A 19,319-nucleotide genomic window follows, 5' to 3' on the forward strand; every position below is an offset into this window, starting at 1 on the left:
GTCCCCGGCGGTGGCGTGGCCCTGCTGCAGGCCGGCGCCAAGGCGTTCGACAAGCTGGAGCTCTCCGGCGACGAGGCCACCGGTGCCGCGATCGTCAAGAAGGCCCTTGAGGAGCCGCTGAAGCAGATCGCCGTCAACGCCGGCCTCGAGGGCGGCGTCGTGGTGGAGAAGGTGCGCAACCTTCCCCCGGGTGAGGGCCTCAACGCCGCCACCGGCGAGTACGTCAACCTGTTCGAGACGGGCATCATCGACCCGGCCAAGGTGACGCGTTCCGCTCTGCAGAACGCGGCGTCCATCGCGGCGCTGTTCCTCACCACCGAGGCCGTCATCGCCGAGAAGCCCGAGAAGGCCGGAGCCGCCCCCGCCATGCCCGGCGGCGGCGACATGGACTTCTAAGTCCAACCGCTTTCAGGTAAAAGAGGCGACCCCGAGATGTCGGGGGCGCCTCTTTTACGTGTTCCCCGAGGCATCGTCTGTCACCTGTCGTCGTGCGTCCTCGAATGGGCCGCCCCGATGGGCGCCGCCGGAGAGGCCACGAGCCGCGAAGTTCGATCCGGCGCCGGCCGGTACGGAGTCGCGGGCGAGAAGAGGGATCTCGAAAAGCCGGGGTCGCTCTGGACCGGCCGAGCAGGGCCGAGGAGGCGCGGTCACATCCAAGCTGGTCGGCTGACTTCGGTGCTATCAAGCAATAAATGGACAAGGCGGACGGAACAAGAGTTCAAGCCGGTGTGTCGTTTCCGGGGCGCGCTGCCGTGCGGCCATAGAACAAAGTCCTTGCTGTAGTGACGGGGTTCTTGGTGGTACAGCGGTAGGTGAGGGGAACGATGGATCATAACCACTGGAAACCACCTGGTCGGTTACCGGGGGGTGGGTGGCGGTCACGTGTCCTTCCAGCCATGGCGGTGCTGGTCATCGTGGCCGGACTGGCGGCGCCGACAGCCACGGCTGTGGCGACCACGCCGCCGGAGAATGTCGTTTACGTGGCCAACTCACAGTCGAACACCGTGTCGGTGATCGACACGACGACCAACACGGTCACCGCCACCATCACCGTCGGTGAGAACCCCATCGGGGTGGCGGTCGCTCCCGACAACGCACATGTCTACGTGACCAACGCGCAGTCGGACAACGTGTCGGTGATCGACACAAGGAGCAACAAGGTCACTGCCACCATCCCCATCGACGGCCACCCCGTCGGGGTCGACGTCTCCTACGGCGGCACCCGCGTCTACGTGACCGATGTGCAGGCGAACGTCGTGTCGGTGATCGACACGAGGAGCAACAGGGTCATCGCCATCATCCCGGTCGGCCACAGCCCCTTCAGACTCGCCGCCGCTCCCTATCGCCGTGTCTATGTGGCCAATCAGGACTCCGACACCGTGTCGGTGATCGACATGGTGACCAACAGGGTCATCGCCACCATCCCGGTCGGCCACAGTCCGTTCGGGATCAGGTTCTCTCCCACTCGTCCCCGTGTCTATGTGGCCAATCAGGACTCCGACACCGTGTCGGTGATCAACGTGAGGACCAACAAGGTCATCGCCGAGATTCCCGCGGGTAACCATCCTTTCAGGATCGCGGTCTCCGATGACGGCGCCTACGTCTACGTGACCAACCTGATTCCGAACGTCGTGACGGTGATCGACGCCAAGACCAACAAGGTCACCGCCACCATCCCGGTCGAGGGCTCTCCCTTCGGAATCACGATCTCCCCTGACGGTGCCCAGATCTATGTGGCCAACCTGGACACGGACAGCGTGACTGTGATCAACCCCAAGACCAACGGGGTCATCAGGGTCATCCCGGTCGGTATAAATCCTTTCGGGATCAGAGCGGCGCATCACATTCGCCGGAGTACCGCCCCGGTCAGAGCGCGCGAGCCGGGGAGCGGGCCGTAGCCCGATCAGGCGGTCACCCGGCGAGCTGGGCGGGAAGCTCCCGGGCGTGCAGGACGGCCAGTGAGGTGACGGCCCGGGTCAGGACCACATACAGGCGGGCCAGGCCGCGAGGTTCGGCGTCGACGATGTCCGCGGGTTCGGCCACGATCACGTGGTCGTACTCCAGGCCCTTGGCCAGGGTCGCCGGGATGACCAGGAGGCGGTGGTCCTCGACGGTGTCGGGGCTCAGCACCCGGTGATCCAGGTCGGACAGGGCCTCGGACGCGGCGCCCACCAGGGCGTCGGGGACGATGACGCCGATCGAGCCCTCGCGGGCGAGTGCCTCCCGCGCGGCACGGGCCAGCGCCGCGGCCAGGTCGGGGGCCGGCCGCACCGACAGGGAGCCCGCGCCGGGGCGCAGTGACCGGGGGGCGGCCAGGTCCGGGGCGACGGAGGGCAGCAGCCTGGCCGCGTAGTCGAGGACCTCGCGGGGCACGCGGAAGCCGAGGGTCAGCTCGGTGACGGCGCCGTCCTCGAAGCCCAGATGACCCAGGACCTCGGTCCAGGACCGGGCGGACCAGGGCGTGGTGCCCTGGGCGAGGTCGCCCAGGACGGTGGCGGAGCCGGTGCGGCAGCGCCGGCCGAGGGCGCGCAACTGCATCGCCGACAGGTCCTGGGCCTCGTCCACGACCAGGTGGCCCAGCGGGACGGTCCGCTCGATCATGTCGCCCAGCTCGTCCATCAGCGCGCCGTCGGCCGCCGACCACTTCGCCGAGCGGAAGGACTTGGGAGGCTTGGGCCAGAGCAGCAGCGACTGCTCGGCGGCGGTGAGATCGTCCTTGGCGGCGGCGGCGAGGAAGGCGGGGTCGCTGAACAGCCGATGGAGCACCTGCTGCGGGGTCAGCTTGGGCCAGACCGCGTCCACGAGCTGCCTGACCGGCTTGGACCTGGCGACCGCGTCCTGCACCCGGTCGTCGGGAGACTCACCGCGCTGCTCCATCCGGACGAGCACCAGGTGGGCGAGCCGCTGGGCGAGTGTCGCGCGCCCCGGGCCGTAGCGGGTGGTGCCGCGGAGCGAGGCGACGATCTCGCGGACCTCGTGGTCCGCCACCCGGTAGCGGTTGATCCCCTTGGTGAACAGCACGCCCTCGGTGGGCTTGACCACGTGCGCCCACAGGGCGCGTCGCAGCACACCGACGATCCTCGCGTCGCCCTTGAGCGCGCCGACCGCGGGGTCCTCGGGCGTGGAGTGGTCGCCGAGGATCCCGGCGATCGTGGTCTGGTCGACCTTGACCTCGCCCAGCGCGGGCAGGACCGAGGAGATGTAGGAGAGGAACGCCCGGTTCGGGCCGACGATCATCACGCCCGACCTGGCGAGCCGCTCACGGTGGGTGAAGAGCAGGTAGGCGGCCCGGTGCAGGCCGACGGCGGTCTTCCCGGTGCCGGGGGCACCCTGGACGCACACCGTCCGGCCGAGTTCGGAGCGGACGATCTCGTCCTGGTCGGGCTGGATCGTCGCGACGATGTCGCGCATCGGCCCCGAGCGGGGACGCTCGATCTCCTCGGTGAGGATCCTGCTCTGGGCGAGGGCGGCGCCGCCCTGGTCGAGGCGCTCGTCCTCGTAGGCGGTCAGGTCGCCGCCCTGGTAGCCGAACCGGCGGCGCAACACGACGCGCATCGGGTCGGACGGGCTGGCCTGGTAGAAGGCCCGCGAGACCGGGGCGCGCCAGTCGATCACCAGGGGGCGGCTGCGCTCGTCGTGGACGTGCCTGCGCCCGACGTAGACCGTGCCGGGAAGGTCGTCGTCCGCCTGGCGGTCGAGGCGGCCGAAGAACAGGGGCGTGCCCGAGTGGTCGGCGAGCGCCGCCACCCGCTGGTCCAGCAGCGCCTGCAGGATCTGCTGGGAGACCCAGTCTCCGGCGGCGTCGGAGGAGAGGGACTGGGCGTGCTCGCGCATCGCGCGCAGCGCCGTTCTGGAGGTGGCCAGGTGCTCGCGTTCGGCGGCGAGGGTCCGGGCGGGATCGTCGGTTATGTCAGGGGCCAATTGATGTGCGGGCACGCTGAAGCGCCTCCCATTCGATAAACGGAGGTGGTGGTCATCGGGTAGCGAATGGGCCAGCTTAGCGGTGGCGCCGGTGTGTCTCAAAAGGATTAACGTCGGACTGGGGTGCGCTGGGCGCGGGTATCCCGATGGGCGTGCGGATCTCCCCTGTCATACCGACGGTCGCCAATCTTCTCCTGGCCGCGCTCTGGGGGCTTTCGGTGTTCGCGGGCTGGGGGCCGGAGGCGTTCTGCTCCGACCCGGGCTGCGTGGCTCGGCTGGACGGGGTGGCCGGGGCATCGGCCCTGTTCGCGGTCATCGCGGCCGGTTGCACGGCGGGTGCCTGGCTGGTGCCCCGGATTCGCGGTGACGAAAATCGTTTTATCACTCTGATGATCGCTGCGGTGATCATGTGGATGATCGCGGAAAGCGTTTTCTTTGTCGGCGGACTGATCGTTCGGTAATCATCCTGGCACCCTCCGTCATTCTCCTGTGAAATGGCGAAAAAGCCAGGCGAACATGGTGACTCCCGCAGATCATGGGGGTATGTCGCCAGTGGCCGCGAGGCCTAGCGAGGGGGTGGTTTGTTTGTCGAAAGCCCGCGGGATTTCGTGGACCTGACACAAATTGACGACGTGTTCGCCATGTGGGGCTATTCTCCGGCGAGCACGTCGTCCGCGTCGATGATCTGATATGCGTACCCCTGCTCGGCCAGGAACCGCTGCCGGTGGGCGGCGAAATCCTGATCGACCGTGTCGCGGCTGACCACCGAGTAGAACCGGGCCCCGCCTCCGTTCGCCTTCGGCCGGAGCACCCGGCCGAGCCGCTGCGCCTCCTCCTGCCGCGACCCGAAGGTGCCCGAGACCTGGATGGCCACCGCCGCCTCCGGCAGGTCGATCGAGAAGTTGGCGACCTTGGAGACGACCAGGACCTGGATCTCCCTGTCGCGGAACGCCTGGAAGAGCCGCTCCCGCTCCTTGACCTTCGTCTCCCCCTTGATCACCGGCGCGTTCAGGTGCTCGCCCAGCTCGTCGAGCTGGTCGATGTACTGCCCGATGACCAGCACCTGCTCGCCCGGGTGCTGCCGGACCAGCGCCTCGGTCACCCGGGTCTTGGACGGTGTGGTCGCGCAGAACCGGTAGCGCTCCTCGGACTCGGCCATCGCGTAGGCCAGCCGCTCGGCGTCGGTCAGCGTCACCCGCACCTCGACGCAGTCGGCCGGGGCGATCCAGCCCTGGTTCTCCATCTCCCGCCACGGCGCGTCGTACCGCTTGGGGCCGATCAGGGAGAACACATCGCCCTCGCGGCCGTCCTCGCGTACGAGTGTCGCGGTCAGGCCCACCCGCCGCCTGGCCTGCAGGTCGGCGGTCATCCGGAAGATCGGCGCGGGCAGCAGGTGCACCTCGTCGTAGACGACCAGGCCCCAGTCGCGGGCGTCGAACAGCTCCAGGTGCCGGTAGACGCCCTGCCTGCGGGTCGTCATCACCTGGTACGTGGCGATGGTGACGGGCCGGATCTCCTTCTTCGTACCGGTGTACTCGCCGATCTCGTCCTCGGTCAGCGAGGTCCGCTTGAGCAGCTCCTGCTTCCACTGGTGCGCCGAGACCGTGTTGGTCACCAGGATCAGCGTCGTCGCCTTGGCCTGCGCCATCGCCGCCGCGCCCACGATCGTCTTGCCCGCGCCGCAGGGGAGCACGACGACGCCGGAGCCGCCGTGCCAGAACGCCTCGGCGGCCTCCCGCTGGTAGGTGCGCAGCTCCCAGCCGTCCTCGGTGAGCGCGATCGGGTGGTGCTCGCCGTCGACGTACCCGGCCATGTCCTCGGCGGGCCAGCCCAGCTTGAGCAGATGCTGCTTGATGTTGCCGCGCTCGCTCGGGTGCACGGCCACGCCGTCGTCGCCCAGCCGCTCGCCCAGCAGCGGCTGGATCTTCTTGGAGCGCAGCACCTCCTCCAGCACCGCCCTGTCGGTGCTGGTCAGGACGAGCCCGTGGGCGGGGTGCTTCTCCAGGCGAAGCCTGCCGTACCGCGACATCGTCTCGGCGACGTCGACCAGTAGCGCGTGCGGCACGGGGTAGCGGCTGTGGGCGATCAGCGCGTCGATCACCTGCTCGGCGTCGTGCCCGGCGGCCCGCGCGTTCCACAGTGCCAGGGGGGTGACGCGGTAGGTGTGCACGTGCTCGGGCGCGCGCTCCAGCTCCGCGAACGGGGCGATCGCCTTGCGGCACTCCCCGGCCTTCTCGTGATCGACCTCAAGGAGCAGGGTCTTGTCCGATTGGACGATCAGTGGTCCGTCAGTCACAGACTTCTCCCTATGGTCGCTGCGGGCTACGGCGGATCAGCTCATGGTCGCACTCGCGGGTGCGCCCCGCTCCATGTCTCCTGTGTGCAACGGGCGGGAACGCCCGGGCAGTCCCGCCTCCCGTCCGGCGTGATGGAACTCACCACCCGGCGATTCCTCGCCTGCCCGGTCTACGGCACCCGTGCGCGACCGCAGGCCGCGGATGGCGGTCCCCGGGGATGTTCAGTCGAAGGCGCCGTTGATGCCGGCGATGATGAAGGCGGCCGCACCCAGGATGATCAGCCCGATGTTGATGCCGATGCTGATCCAGGTCCACTTGAGCAGGTTCCTGGCGCCCGGGGGGTCGGTGTCCACCCTCCCCAGGGCGACACTCGACAGGATGACGCCGGCCAGGCCGCCGAGGGTCACGTAGCAGCTCAGCGTGAGCACGATGCTGATGACCATGGCGACGATCGCGTGGGTCCTGACACCCTCGGTGTTGCGGTACGGGGGTGCGCCGTAGCCCTTTCCGTAGCCGGGCTGTCCGTAGCCGGGCTCGCCGTAACCCTGCCCGTAGGGCTGCTCGCCGTAGCCGACCTGCCCGTAACCCTGACCGTAGCCGGGTTCGCCGTAGCCGGGCTGTCCGTAGCCGGGGGCCTGGCCGTAGCCGGACGGCTGGAAGTGCTCGGAGTGGTGACCCTGCTGGGGTTGACCGTAGCCGGAGGTCTGGCCGGGCCCCGTGTTATAGGGGCTCTTCCAGTCGTCCGGGTTGGTGCTCGGGCCTTCGGAGTGACCGCTGCTCACTGTGGATCTCTCGCTTCTGTGGAGCTCGGAACATCAACAGATATCACGATATGGGTCGTGAGCCGTGCGCCTTTGGCGAATGGACTCGGTCGCATTCCGGCAGCTAGGCCCTACCCTCCTGGAACTTTTGCCCATCGCGGTCGCTCAGGCGACGTCCCGCCGCGTCGTCGGCCACCGCGGCTCCCTCCCTCCGCCTCGCGAGGCAGCACCCGACCGATCCTCGCGGTGGCAAGATCCGCGGGACAGAGCCCAAGGCCGGGATGAGACTGAAAAGGGGCCCTCGCGTCCCGGCGAGTGACGCGGTCCCGCAGGACCGGTGACCGAGCTCGCGGCGGCCCCATCCCGAGATCGAGACTACCCCGTGGCCTTTCCCCGGCACGCCGGGGCCGTCCCCGATCCCGGCCGGACCCGCCGAGGATATCTCAGGCGATGTCGGCGATGCCGGTGATGCGGTGCAGGGCGAAGCGGTGCACCGCCGCCCGCGTCTCGTCGTAGGCGGTGAGATAGCCGCCCTCCATCCGGGCCGGTTCGAGGATCCGGCTGGTGGCGTTGCCCTGGGAGTCGAGGTAACCGATCCAGACCTGCGACCCCTGCCGGATGGCCTCGCGCAGGGCGACGATCGTGGCGGTGGCGGGGGAGCGCGGCACCTGGCCGCCGGGGGCGGCCACCGGGGCCCTGCGGGCCTGGTGGGCGGCGTCACCCGCGCGCACGGCGCGGACGGCGGCCGCCACCACGTCGGCCTCGGGGCCGCCGAACGTGACCGGGGCGCGGACCGCCAGGGTGCTCTCGGTCCTGCGGACGTCGAGCTGGGTGATGATCACGTCGCCGTCGAGGGACTCCGCGGCCGGGGCGTAACCCATCGCGCGCAGCGAGTCGACCAGCGTCGGCCGGGAGGACTGGGCAGCGATCACCGTGGGGGCGAGCCGCCGCAGCCGTAACGGGATCGCCCGCTTGTCGGCCATCACCTCGTCCAGCAGCGAGGAGTCGTCGCACCGCACGTACGCGCTCGCCGTGCCGACGCGCATCCGGCCGTGGCGCCGGGCCACGTCGGTGACCAGGTAGCTGAGCGGTTGCGGCACCGGCGTGGTCGAGTGGCGCTCCAGCATGGCCAGCATCTCCTCGGCGCCCTGCCCGGAGTCCAGCGCCCGCCGGATCGACCGTTCGTCGAAGCGGTAGACCGTCGCACCGCCGGTCGACTCCACCTCGGCCGCCAGTGCCAGCCACCGTCTCAGGTCGCCGGTGAGCGGCCCGGGGGCGACGGCGGTCAGGTCGGCCTGGAGGAGCACGTGGTCGAGCGGCTCGGGCAGCAACGGGAGCAGCAGGCGGGCGGCGGAGGCGGCACGGCCACCGCCGGGGAGGCCGGGGTCACCGGAGACGCCGGGGCCGTCGAGGGCCTCGGGAAGCAGGGCGCGGCCGTGGCCGGAGAGCAGTCCGAGGCCGGTGACACCGATCTGCTCGGCCTCGCGCAGCGTGAACTCCACCAGCTGGTCGCGCTGGCCGCCGCGACGGCGGGGCTGCTCCCAGGCCAGACGCATCCGCACCGCGTCGAGAGTGGGGGCCACCCCCGGCGTCGCGGCGAGCATGGCCAGGGTGGTGGCGCGCACCTCGGCGGCGGCGGCGCGGCGCAGGTCGGGATGGAGGGCGTTGAGCAGCCGGTCACGCTCGTCGCGCTCGCCGATGACCCCCGGCACCCGGTCCATGGTGAGCCAGGCGCCTGCCAGCAGGGCCCAGCGGTCCTCGGTGGCCTTCACCCGCCAGCCGTCGTAGCCGGGGGTGGGCATCCACTCCCCGTCGACCGCGCCGCTCGCCGCGACCAGCCCCGCCGCGTAGCACACCTCGATGATCATCCCCGCCACCCACTCGGGCAGGTCGAGCAGGGTCGCGACCCGTCTGAGATCGCGCACGGCCAGGCCGCCGCTGCGGAGCACGCCGGGCGGGTCGACGCTCCAGCGTTCGCACAGCTCCTCCGCCGCGCGGGTGAAGGTGAACGCCTGTCCGGCCGCCGTACGGTCGGCGAGCCTCTGGTCGCGCTCGGTGCCCCCGGACGCGGGAGGGAGGGGGGACAGGTCCCGGTGGATCCGGCCGTCGCGCAGGAACAGCGCGACCTCGCGGGGCAGCACCACGGTCTCCTCACCGGTGGCGGCCAGCAGCGCGCGGGAGAGGAGCTGCTCGATCGGCGACTGTGCGGTGGCGGCCCGAACCTCGCGGCGGGCGTTGGGCACCCGGCCGCTGGCCGGACCCCAGGCCAGCTCGTTGAGCGCCGACCGGGCCTGCGGCGAGACCTCCTCGACCAGCCGTCCGACGATCTCCGGATCGCCGAGCAGCGCGGCGAGGGCCTCCCTGGTGTCGCCGCCCTCGCCTCCGGCGTCCTGGATCAGCTCGGCCAGCCGCTCGGCGGAATGGTGCCGGAACGCCTCCTCGGCGGGCGGGCCGAGCCCGGCGGGAGCGTCCAGCACCCCCCGCACACCGGGGGCCGGGGTCAGGGCCCGGTCGGGCCCGTAGACCAGCGCCATGGTGCGCAGCCGCTCGACCGCCTCTTTGAGGGCGCTCTGGAACGCCGGGCCTGCCGCCCCCGGCAGGGCGCGGGCCAGCTGGGCGCGTAGTGACCTGTAGGGGACAGGGGCGGGGAGCACGACCAGCGTCTCCATGACCGCGAGGGTGAACCGGTCGAGCCGGTCGAGTGCCCTGCCCACCGCCGACGGGCTGCCGGCTCGCCCGGCCAGCCCCTCCAGATGCGCGGGCACGGGGGTGATGAGCTCGGGGCGTACGGAGACGAGTGCTCGCAACCGGTCGTCGCTCTGACTGCGCAGCCACTCGGTGAACTCCGTGCTCATTCCGTCAATGGTAAGAGGCTTGACCGACATCATGCGGCCTGAGCGAATTCCGTGATCACACGAAGGGGGTGAATCGATCACGTGATGGGTGGTGAATGGGGGAAGAAGCTCACGAGCGAGACGATGTCGAGAGAGGATGGCCAGCGTGATCGAGCGTGCCGACCAGCTCGTCCTGGACTACGTCAGCAAGGCGGCCGACGCCGCCCAGAGCGTGCTGCAGCCGAGGCAGCGGATCGACTTCGTCGCGGTGCTGCGCAGGCGGATCGACGCCGAGCGGGCGGGAACGGACGATCCGGCCGCGGTGGAGAGGGTGCTGGCCCGGTTCGGTGACCCCGCCGCGCTGGTCCGCCGCGAGCTGCGCCGCCTGGGCGCCCAGCCGCGCTCCCGGGCCGCGGGTGTCGTCGCTCCGGCCATGCCCCTTGCCGCGCCCACACCGGACGATTCCGCCCCCGGTTCCGATCCGGCGGACTCCGGTGCGGCCGGCCGCGAGGCGCGGGACCCCGGCGAGAGCGCACCGGGCGATCTCGGTGTCCCCGCTCCCCGCCGGCCCGTGCGGGGGCATCCGTACGCCTCGACGGGAGTCCCCCCGGATGCCGCCGAGCCCGCACCGGGCGATCCCGGCCCCTCGGCCGCTCGCGGATCAGGGCGAAAGGACCGGGGGGCGTCACCGGTCACCCCCGACGACGGCCCGGGTGGCGGATCGGGTGGTGGAGAGGACTCCGTGGACGAGTGGGAGGACATCGTGGAGGGCGATTCGCCGACCGAGGAGATACCACTCATACGGGATCCCTCGCCGCAGGAAGCGCAGGGAGCCCCGCCTGAGGCGCGGGAGGCCTCACCGGCGGCACCCGCGGCATCGGGAACGGCTCGGCCGGAGGCGGTGGAAGGGGCGTCGCCGGAAGCGCCGGGTGGGAGGCCGGAGGACACGGGGCCACGGGGCCAGCTGCCGCCCGGTGTGGTCAGGGGCATGCGGGAGGCGGAGGAGCTACTGGCCAGGCGGCGGGTACGCGGTCAGCGGGGGTGGCCGCGCCGGTGGAGCCCGGCTCGGTCGCGGGAGGACGTCGCCCCTGCCGCGCGTGACACCCGGGCGATCCTGCTGAGCCACCGGCGTGAGACGGCCGGCATGGGCCTGCTGGCCCTGGCCGGGCTGCTGATCCCCATCCCCCTCGCCCCGATCGCGATCTTCCGGATCCCGGTGCTGGTCTGGGCCGTCGCGGTGCTCGTCGTGATCGCCTGCCAGAGCTGGCACACCTCTGACAAGGTGCTCGGGTTGGCCGCTCCGATCGTGAGCTACACCCTCGGTGGCGGCCTGGTCGCCCTCGTCCGGGCCAGGAACGACCTCGGCACCGTGGTGGATGAGTTCTTCGGCATCAGCGGGCTCATGTTCCTGCTGGGCGCGGTATGGGGGGTCTTCTGGCTGGCCTGCCGCCTGCTCGATCCCGAGGTCACCGCGGGACGGGGAGGCAGGTGACGCTCCGCGGGCCGTGCCGGGGGCTCTCAGCCGATGGCCTGGACCGCCGCCCGGGGCAGCAGGCCGAGCGCGAGGCACACCCAGGCGGCGACGAAACGGTCGCGCTCCGCGCGGCCCGGGGGTTCGCCCACGGTCTCCTCGAACAGCCGGTAATGGACCACCGCCCCGCCGAGCACGGCACCGATGGCGGGCCAGTCGGCATCGGCCCCGGCGTACTCGGGCTGGGCGCGAAACCAGGTGGTGATCGCGTCGAACATGGGCTGCAGGAGGCCGTCGCGTACGGTCGCGACCAGCTCGGGGAACTGGCTCAGGTCGCGGAAGAACACGCGCGTGAGGTCTCTCTCCTCGCGGACCTTGGCCAGCCCGGACCTGCACAGCTGGGCCAGCCGCTCCTCGATCTCGGTCGAGGTGTCGACGACGCTGAGTTCGGCCAGGGTCTCGGCGATCTGCGCCCGTGTTCTGGCCGCGTGCTCGTTCACCGCCGCGGCCAGCACCTCGTACTTGGACTTGAAGTGCCGGTAGAGACCCCCGGCGCCCGGTGACAGTCCGGAGGCGGCCTCGATCTCGGCCACCGAGGTTGCCGAGTAGCCCCGCTCGGCGAACAGTCGCAGGGCCTCGTCGATGATCCGCTCGCGCGTTGATCTGGTCATTTCTCTGCCGATACCTCCACCATGACCCTATCCAGTGCCGACCATGCCGGGTCGCACCGCGCCGGTCCAAGCCCGTTGCGAGGGCACGCCGGCCGACTCGCCGAGAGGGCGTGCCGACCGTCGGGCGCTCAGGGGGAACCGTCCGGGGAGGGACCGTTTGCCCGCGGATAAGTAAATCCTTCCGGTGCAGGGTTCCACAGTGGGCGGCGTCATGTACAACACTTGGGATTGGCCATATTTAGGGGGATTTGGCATTCTTTGAGGGCTTCTCGAAGAAACCCCTTCGAGTAGCCGACAAGGAGCGGTGAGTGACCCGATGAACTCGGTGGGATTCGACCTCGATCTGACGCTTGCCGACACCCGCGCGGGCATCGCCGCCGTTTACGACGAGGTGGCGTTGCGCACCGGCTTCTTCATCGACAGCGGCGCCGTGCTGGCCAGGCTGGGGCCGCCGCTGGAGTGGGAACTGGCCAACTGGATGCCCGCCGCCGAGGTCCCCGCGGCGGCCGACGTCTACCGGCGGCTTTACCCGTCGATCGCGGTCCCGGTCACCACCCTCATGCCCGGTGCGCGCGAGGCGGTCGACGCGGTACGGCGGGCCGGGGGCAGGGTCACCGTGGTGACGGGGAAGAACGCCCGCGACGCGGCGCACACCGTCGAGTTCCTCGGCCTGGAAGTGGACGAGCTCGTCGGATCGGTCTTCGGGGCGGCCAAGGGGCCCGCGCTCGCGACTTTCGGCGCCGCCGCCTATGTTGGAGATCATGTCGCGGACATCGAGGCGGCGCGAGCGGGAGGAGCCGTCAGCGTGGCGGTGGCAACGGGCGTCTATCCGGCGGTGGAACTGCGTGATCACGGAGCAGATGTGATCCTGAGCGATCTGACCGAGTTCACCGAATGGTTCGACAGCTGGCGAACTCCCACGGCTCTTGTGTAATTCGGGCCCCAATACACGGTCGCTCTCGGCGTCCGCTGGGCATAACCTACATCCATTCCTTTTCACGACAGTCTGAACGAGGTCACCCCTGTGCCGAGTGGCAAGGTCAAGTGGTACGACGCCGACAAGGGTTTCGGTTTCCTCACCCGCGACGACGGCGGTGAGGTCTTCGTGCATTCTTCCGCGCTGCCCTCCGGCGTGGACTCCCTCAAGCCGGGCCAGAAGGTCGAGTTCGGTGTGGCCGAGGGGCGCCGCGGCCAGCAGGCGCTCTCGGTTCGAGTGATCGACCAGCCCCCCACGCTCGCCAAGACCGTCAAGCCCAAGGGCAAGCGCAAGAAGCCCGACGAGATGGTCGTCATCGTGGAAGACCTGATCAAGCTCCTGGACACGGTCTCCACGTCGTACCAGAAGGGCAAACACCCCGAGGCCACGCACGCGAAGAAGATCGCTGCCGTGCTCCGGGCGGTGGCCGACGACCTGGACGACTGACAGCCCGCCGACCGCCCCCCCGTGTGCCCCGGCTCAGCCGTGGGGGGTGGTCAGCGGTCTGGTCCGCTTCTCCGTGGGGGCGTTCTCAGGCCGCACGACCACTGTGGCCGTCCCCGCGGCCCGCGGCCTGACCCACTCGGCGGACACCCCGTCCCGCGCGAACCGCTCTGTACCTTCGGCGGGACGAGGCGTGCCCGGACCCCGGGCGGCCTCGACCCTGGCGTCCACCTCCCGGACCCGCCTGCGGCGACGGACCAGCAGCCAGCCGAGCGAGCCCGCCAGTACCACGGTCATCAGGGCCAGCCCGGCCGATCCGCCGGCGAACAGCGAGAGCAGCAGCCCGATCAGGCCGCCCAGCACCCAGGAGATCTGCAGAAAGGCCTCCACCACGCCGAATGTGGACGAGCGAACCTCCTCGCCGATCTCCCGTTGCACGATCGCGTCCAGCGCGAGCTTGCCCAGGCCCTGGGCGAAGGCGGCCACCAGCGCGACCGCCACCGCGCTCCACAGCTGGAAGACGACCGCGGCCAGTACCGTGATCGTGGTCGTCACCGCGAGCGTGGCCAGCACGATGACCTGCGGGGAGTGGTTGCGCACCCAGGAGGCCACGGCCGTGCCCGCCAGCCCGCCGGCACCGGCGGCCACGGCCAGCACACCGATGGCGACCGTCGGCGGAAGGCCGGGCAGGTTCCTGTCCTGCACGAGGAAGAGCAGGTAGAAGAGGAGGAACCCGGAGTAGAGGCGGATGGCCACGTTGGCCCACATCGCCTCGGCCACCACCGGGCCCACGTTCAGCATCGTGCGCCAGCGGTGCGGCCGCTCCTCGCCGCTCTCGTCCAGCTCCTCCAGGTCGGGGGAGTCGACGTGGCGCGGGAGCCGTACGGCCAGCACGCCCTGGAGCAGGAAGAGCACCGTCGCCCCGCGCAGCACCCACTCGGCGCCGAGCCAGGCGCTGACGCCCGCGCCGATCGGCACCGCGACGCCGGCCGTGACCAGCGCGAACAGGGCGACCCTCGCGTTGGCCGTGACCAGCGCGATGTCGGCGGGCAGCACGCTCGGCATGATCGCCGCGCGGGAGACGTTGTACGCCTTCGACAGCACCAGCACGGCCAGCGCCGCCGGGAAGATCGTGAACACGTCGCCGGGGACGATCGCCGCCGCCATCGCGAAGCAGAGCAGCCCGCGGCCGAAGAGGGTGCCGGCCATCACGAAGCGCCGCCCCGAGCGAAACCGGTCGAGGACCGGGCCGACGAAGGGCGCGACCACCACGAACGGAATCATCGTGATCAGCAGGTAGAGGGCGACCTGGCCGCGGGCCTCGTTCACCGGGAGCTTGAAGAGCGTCCCGGCCAGGGCCGCGGTGACCAGGGCGTCACCCGCGCTGTGCGCGGCGGTCAGCTCGATCAGCTGGCCCAGCCCGGTGCGGCCCGCGCCCTGGGCGTGGGTCAGCCGTCGCGCGGCCCTGCCCACTCGCTGGGTGCCGTTGACCGCGCCCAGGGCCGCCCGCGTCGTCGCCCGGCCCGTGCCCCGGCCGGCGCGCGCGCCCGCTCGGCCCGCGGCCGCGGCCGACCTGCCGACCTGCCGAGAGGCGTCACTCACCGTCTTGCGAACCCGCTCCCACCCAGCTGCCACGTATCCAGTCATACCCGAAGGGTGGGGGAGTTGTCCGGTGCGCCTGGTCACTGCCCGGGCTAACGGGAGTCCGCGGTGCCGTTCGCTCCGGTCATGGGTGAGAATGAACTGTGAGCGCAGTGAGCGAGCGAGCCAGTAGGGACAGCAGCCGTCGTGCTGCGGGGCTGACGGGAGACGACTCGTGAGCCGGACTCGATCCCGCGCCGTGGTCCTTGACCAGGCGTGTGTCGCGGCCGTCGACCTGGCCCGTGCCGCGGTCGAGGAGAACGTCAGGCCGGGCGATGTGGGCGAGCACCTCGGGGTCGAGGGCGAGGGCGACCGTGTCGTCACCCACTACTTCGCATGTCTCGACCGCGCCTACCGCGGCTGGCGCTGGGCCGTCACCGTCGCCCGCGCCTCGCGGGCGCGCAACGTGACGGTCAGCGAGGTCGTGCTCCTGCCGGGGGCGGGCGCGCTGATGCCGCCGCAGTGGGTGCCCTGGAGCGATCGGCTCCGCCCGGGCGACCTCGGCGTGGGCGACCTGCTGCCCACCTCGGAGGACGACGACCGGCTCGCGCCCGGCTTCACCGAGACCGGTGACGACTCCGATCAGCAGATGATCTTCGAGTACGGCCTCGGCCGGGCCCGGGTGCTCTCCCCGATCGGCCGCGATCGAGCCGTGCGGCGCTGGCACTCCGGCGAGTCGGGACCGCACACCCCGCTCGCGCACGCCGCCCCCGCCCAGTGCTCCACCTGCGGTTTCTACTGGCCGCTCGCGGGTGCGCTGCGTACCGGCTTCGGCGTCTGCGCGAACGAGTACGCCCCCGACGACGGGCGGGTGGTCGCCGCCGACCACGGCTGCGGCGCGCACTCCGAGGCCGCGGTGCTGCCGCACCAGGTCGAGCCGACCGCGCCGATCCTCGACGATCTCTCGCTCTCGTACGACACCGCCGAGGACGTCCCGGAACCCGACTTGACCGGGTCGGTGGACGATACGGCCTCCGAGCCGCTCGGTCACTCCTGACCCGGCGCCGCCGGGTCTGTTCCGCCCCGCAGCCGCCCCCGCCGCCCATCCCAGCGGTCCGCCCGGCCGTCGCCGTTCGGGCGCCGCTCCCGTGGTGTCCCGGCCGGGGCGCCTGGCCGCGCGGGCCCCGACCTTTGGAAGATCGCCTTGACTGACATCTTCGGCACCGAACGACTGCGCTCCACCGTCCTGGCCGCCTGGAAGGCGTCGCCCGCGCGTTTCCGCGAGGACGCCAACGCGGAGGAGGACTTCGCGCTCGGCGGCTACCGTGACCGGCTGATCGTCGAGCTCGCCCAGAACGCCGCGGACGCCGCGCTCCGCGCCGGGGTGCCGGGAAGGCTACGTCTCTCGCTGCGCGAGGGGGTGCTGTCGGCGGCCAACATCGGCGCTCCCATCGACGCCCACGGGATCGAGGCGCTGTCCACGCTGCGCGTCTCCGCCAAGCGCGGCGACGCCCATGCGGCCGGCCGGTTCGGCGTCGGGTTCGCGGCCGTGGTGTCGGTCTGCGACGAACCGGTGATCGGCTCGCTCGGCTCAGGGGTCGTCCGCTGGTCCCGCGACCAGACCGCCGCCCTGGTGGCCGCCGAGCCCGAGCTGGCCAAGGAGCTCGCCGAGCGCGGAGGGCACGTCCCACTGCTGCGCCTGCCCTTCCCCGCCGGCCCGGTCGAGATCCCCGCCGGGTTCGACACGCTCGTGCGGCTGCCGCTCCGGGACGGGGCGGCCGAGGACGCGGTCAGAGCGATGTTGCGGGAGACCAGCCCGGCTCTGCTGCTGGGCCTGCCCGCTCTGGAGGTGATCGAGGTCGACCTGGACGGGGAGACGAGGATCGTCACCGCGGAGGGCTGGAAGGTCGTCTCGGCCTCCGGGCGGTTCACCCCCGAGCAGACGGCCGAGCTCTTCGCCGACCGCCCGACGGAGGAGCGCTCCCGGCCGCACTGGCTGGTCCGCTGGGCCGTACCCGTGGGCGAGGCGACCGGGGAGCCCCGGCCGCTGCCCGCGCCGGTGCCGCCCGTGGTGCACGCGCCCACGCCGAGCGACGAGCCGCTTGACCTGCCCGCGCTGTTGATCGCCTCGTTCCCGATGGCCACCGACCGGCGGCACGTCGCACCGGGCCCGCTGGCCGACTTCCTGGTCGAGCGCGCCGCGGACACCTACCTGGAACTGCTCACCGGCCTGCCGCGGACGCCCCGGCTCCTCGACCTCGTCCCCGGCCTGATGGGCAAGGGCGAGCTTGACGCGAGCATCCGCCGGGCGATCCTGCGCAGGCTCCCAGACGCCCCGCTGCTCCCCGCGCTCTCCCTGCCGGCCGACCAGGGTTCCGAGGCCGGAGCCTCGCCCCTGCTTCCCGACGACCTCGCGGAGAGCGCCGGTGCGGCCTGGGCTCCGCCCGCGGTCGGCGCGGACCTGGTCATCTCGGGGCGGCAGGCGTCCGTGGTCACGGCCACGGCCGAGCTGCTGGAGAAGGTCGCTCCGATGATCGGTGGGCTGCTGCCCGCGGGGTGGCCGTCACGGCATCCGGCGATCAACGCGCTCGGCGTCAGGCGGGTGCAGCTCTCCGACATCGTGGACATGCTCTCCGGCGACGCCGTCAAGGACAGGGATCCGGCCTGGTGGCGGTCGCTGTACGAGGTGCTGCCCGCCGACGACCCGGAGGCACTCGGCGCGCTGCCGGTGCCGCTCGCCGACGGCCGCCTGGTCAGGGGGCCGCGCGGCACGCTGCTGCTGACCGACGGCTCCGCGCTGGATCCGGCGGTCCTCGCCCCGCTCGGGCTGCGCGTGGTGCACCCGGACGCGGCCCACCCCCTCCTGCTCAGGCTCGGCGCGGGTGAGGCGACGCCCCGCACGGTCCTGGAGGATCCGCTGACCCGCTCCGCCGTCTCGGAGTCGCTGGAAAGCCCCGACCCGGAACCGGTGGCCCAGGCGGTGCTCGCGCTGGTCGACGCCGCGGGGCTGACCGCGGGCGACGCGCCCTGGCTGGCCGAGCTGGCGTTGCGCGGCGCCGACGGTGAGCTGTACCCGGCGGGCGAGCTGCTCCTCGCCGACGGGGCGCTGGCCGGGCTGCTCGACGCGGAGACGCACTTCGGCACCGCCGCGCCCGAGCTGGTCGAGCGGTACGGCCGGAGGGTACTCGCCGCGGTCGGGGTGCTCGACGGTTTCGCCGTGGTCAACGATCACGACGTCATGATCGACCCGGACGAGTGCGACCACGACCTCGACCGCGAGGACGAGTGGCTGGAGACGGTCCTCGACCTGCTGCCCGAGATGAACGTGCCGCCGGTCGCCCGGGAGTTCTCCGCGGTCCGGGACCTGGAGTACGTCGCCGACTGGCCCGCCGCCCTCGCCCTGCTGTCCCGCCCGCCGCTCCGCTCGGTACTGCACCCGCTGCGGGTCCTGGTGTCGGGGGAGGTCGTGGAGGTTCCGTCCTACACCGCGTGGTGGCTCTCCACGCACCCGGTGCTCGGCGGCAGGCGCCCCACGCAGCTGCGGCTCCCGGCGGGTGACCCGCTGCTGTTCGGCCTGTACGGGGACGCCCCGGCGGATGTCGACGAGGCCGCGCTGGCGATGATCGGCGTCCGGAGCACGCTGGCCGACCTGCTCGCCTCCCACGGAGGTCCGGACGAGCTGCTCGATCTGCTGGGCGACCCCTCCGTGGAGGTCGACCGGGCGCAGCTCCGCTCCCTGTGGGTGGCCCTCGCCGCCGTCGACCCCGCCCGCGTCGCGCCTCCGCGCGCCGTTCGCGCGGTCCTGGGTGACGAGATCGTCGTCGTCGACGCCGCTGACGGCCGGCCGGTGTCCGCCGACGCCGGTTCGGGGAACGAGGGCGCGGGTGAGCCGGTCGTGGTCGAGGCGCCCGACCTGCTGCCGCTCGTCGCGGGACGGCCGTTGATCCTGGCCCCGTTCGACCTGGCGGAGGCGCTCTCCGAGCTGCTCGACCTGCCGCTGGCCGGTGAGGAGGCGGCCGGGGAGGTGACGTCCTCGGGCGAGGTCCGCGACGTCCCGCCCGCTGTACGGTCGCTGCTGCCGACCGCGCCCGCGAGCTACGTGGCGCACGAGCGGCTGCTGGTGGACGGTGTCCCCGCGGCCTGGCGGTTCTTCGAGGGCACGGTGCACGCCTCGGATGTGGAGGGGCTGGCGCGCGGGCTCGCCTGGGCGTCCGGCCAGTGGGGCGACCGGCTCGCGGTGGCGGCGCTGCTGCGCGATCCCGCGGCGGTGCCGCTGCTGCTCGCCGAGGCCGACCTGGACAGCTGGACCGCCTCGACCTAGGGGCTCGACCTGGGCGATTGTCTCGGGCGCGCGCCGGGTGAC

14 protein-coding genes are annotated in these 19,319 nt (G+C 71.8%); 8 read left to right on the forward strand and 6 right to left on the reverse strand.

Features of this window, described 5'->3' with window-relative positions; genetic code table 11:
- Together ABZU75_RS23050 and ABZU75_RS23055 are read left to right on the forward strand one after the other, a co-directional pair.
- A partial coding sequence (locus ABZU75_RS23050; RefSeq protein ID WP_355557648.1) for a TCP-1/cpn60 chaperonin family protein occupies nt 1-396 on the forward strand: 396 nt, incomplete at its 5' end.
- A 500-nt stretch (nt 397-896) separates the two neighbouring features.
- Entirely contained in the window at nt 897-1,898 is a 1,002-nt protein-coding gene (locus ABZU75_RS23055) for a YncE family protein (RefSeq protein ID WP_355557651.1), read from the forward strand.
- A gap of 13 nt (nt 1,899-1,911) precedes the next feature.
- On the opposite strand, the gene ABZU75_RS23060 is transcribed toward ABZU75_RS23055, so the two are convergent.
- Nucleotides 1,912-3,936, reverse strand: coding sequence for an AAA family ATPase (locus tag ABZU75_RS23060; RefSeq protein WP_355557654.1), 2,025 nt, complete (start codon nt 3,934-3,936; stop codon nt 1,912-1,914).
- Nucleotides 3,937-4,067: 131 nt separating this feature from the next.
- Here ABZU75_RS23060 and ABZU75_RS23065 point away from each other — a divergent pair, with 131 nt between their 5' ends.
- Nucleotides 4,068-4,382 carry a hypothetical protein gene (locus tag ABZU75_RS23065; RefSeq protein ID WP_355557657.1) on the forward strand — a complete coding sequence of 105 codons (315 nt, stop codon included), beginning with the start codon at nt 4,068-4,070 and terminating at the stop codon, nt 4,380-4,382.
- 188 nt (nt 4,383-4,570) lie between these two features.
- On the opposite strand, the gene ABZU75_RS23070 is transcribed toward ABZU75_RS23065, so the two are convergent.
- The 3 genes from ABZU75_RS23070 to ABZU75_RS23080 all read right to left on the reverse strand — a co-directional run bounded on the left by ABZU75_RS23070 (nt 4,571) and on the right by ABZU75_RS23080 (nt 9,834).
- Nucleotides 4,571-6,217 (reverse strand): DNA repair helicase XPB, encoded by a 1,647-nt coding sequence (locus ABZU75_RS23070; RefSeq protein ID WP_355557660.1) that lies wholly within the window; start codon nt 6,215-6,217, stop codon nt 4,571-4,573.
- 222 nt (nt 6,218-6,439) lie between these two features.
- Entirely contained in the window at nt 6,440-7,000 is a 561-nt protein-coding gene (locus tag ABZU75_RS23075; RefSeq protein WP_355557663.1) for a hypothetical protein, read from the reverse strand.
- A gap of 422 nt (nt 7,001-7,422) precedes the next feature.
- The gene (locus ABZU75_RS23080) at nt 7,423-9,834 is read right to left on the reverse strand and encodes a helicase-associated domain-containing protein (protein WP_355557666.1); all 2,412 of its coding nucleotides are present in this window, start codon (nt 9,832-9,834) and stop codon (nt 7,423-7,425) included.
- Between the two features lie 145 nt (nt 9,835-9,979).
- Here ABZU75_RS23080 and ABZU75_RS23085 point away from each other — a divergent pair, with 145 nt between their 5' ends.
- Entirely contained in the window at nt 9,980-11,305 is a 1,326-nt protein-coding gene (locus tag ABZU75_RS23085; RefSeq protein WP_355557669.1) for a hypothetical protein, read from the forward strand.
- A gap of 26 nt (nt 11,306-11,331) precedes the next feature.
- Here the strand turns inward: ABZU75_RS23085 and ABZU75_RS23090 are convergent, their stop codons facing one another.
- Entirely contained in the window at nt 11,332-11,955 is a 624-nt protein-coding gene (locus ABZU75_RS23090; protein ID WP_355557672.1) for a helix-turn-helix domain-containing protein, read from the reverse strand.
- A gap of 304 nt (nt 11,956-12,259) precedes the next feature.
- Here ABZU75_RS23090 and ABZU75_RS23095 point away from each other — a divergent pair, with 304 nt between their 5' ends.
- Nucleotides 12,260-12,889 carry an HAD family hydrolase gene (locus ABZU75_RS23095; RefSeq protein ID WP_355557674.1) on the forward strand — a complete coding sequence of 210 codons (630 nt, stop codon included), beginning with the start codon at nt 12,260-12,262 and terminating at the stop codon, nt 12,887-12,889.
- Nucleotides 12,890-12,979: 90 nt separating this feature from the next.
- Nucleotides 12,980-13,378: a cold-shock protein gene (locus ABZU75_RS23100; protein WP_355557677.1), complete on the forward strand. Its 399-nt coding sequence runs from the start codon at nt 12,980-12,982 to the stop codon at nt 13,376-13,378.
- Between the two features lie 33 nt (nt 13,379-13,411).
- Here ABZU75_RS23100 and ABZU75_RS23105 read toward each other — a convergent pair whose 3' ends face one another.
- On the reverse strand, nt 13,412-15,022 hold the full coding sequence (locus tag ABZU75_RS23105; protein ID WP_355557679.1) for an MFS transporter: 1,611 nt from the start codon (nt 15,020-15,022) through the stop codon (nt 13,412-13,414).
- A gap of 169 nt (nt 15,023-15,191) precedes the next feature.
- On the opposite strand from ABZU75_RS23105, the gene ABZU75_RS23110 reads away from it, so the two are divergent.
- On the forward strand, nt 15,192-16,013 hold the full coding sequence (locus ABZU75_RS23110) for a DUF3027 domain-containing protein (protein WP_343980863.1): 822 nt from the start codon (nt 15,192-15,194) through the stop codon (nt 16,011-16,013).
- Between the two features lie 147 nt (nt 16,014-16,160).
- Nucleotides 16,161-19,277, forward strand: coding sequence for a hypothetical protein (locus tag ABZU75_RS23115; RefSeq protein WP_355557683.1), 3,117 nt, complete (start codon nt 16,161-16,163; stop codon nt 19,275-19,277).
- Nucleotides 19,278-19,319 lie beyond the last annotated feature (42 nt).

The organism is Streptosporangium sp. NPDC005286 (assembly GCF_040607515.1).
Taxonomy (GTDB): Bacteria; Actinomycetota; Actinomycetes; order Streptosporangiales; family Streptosporangiaceae; genus Streptosporangium.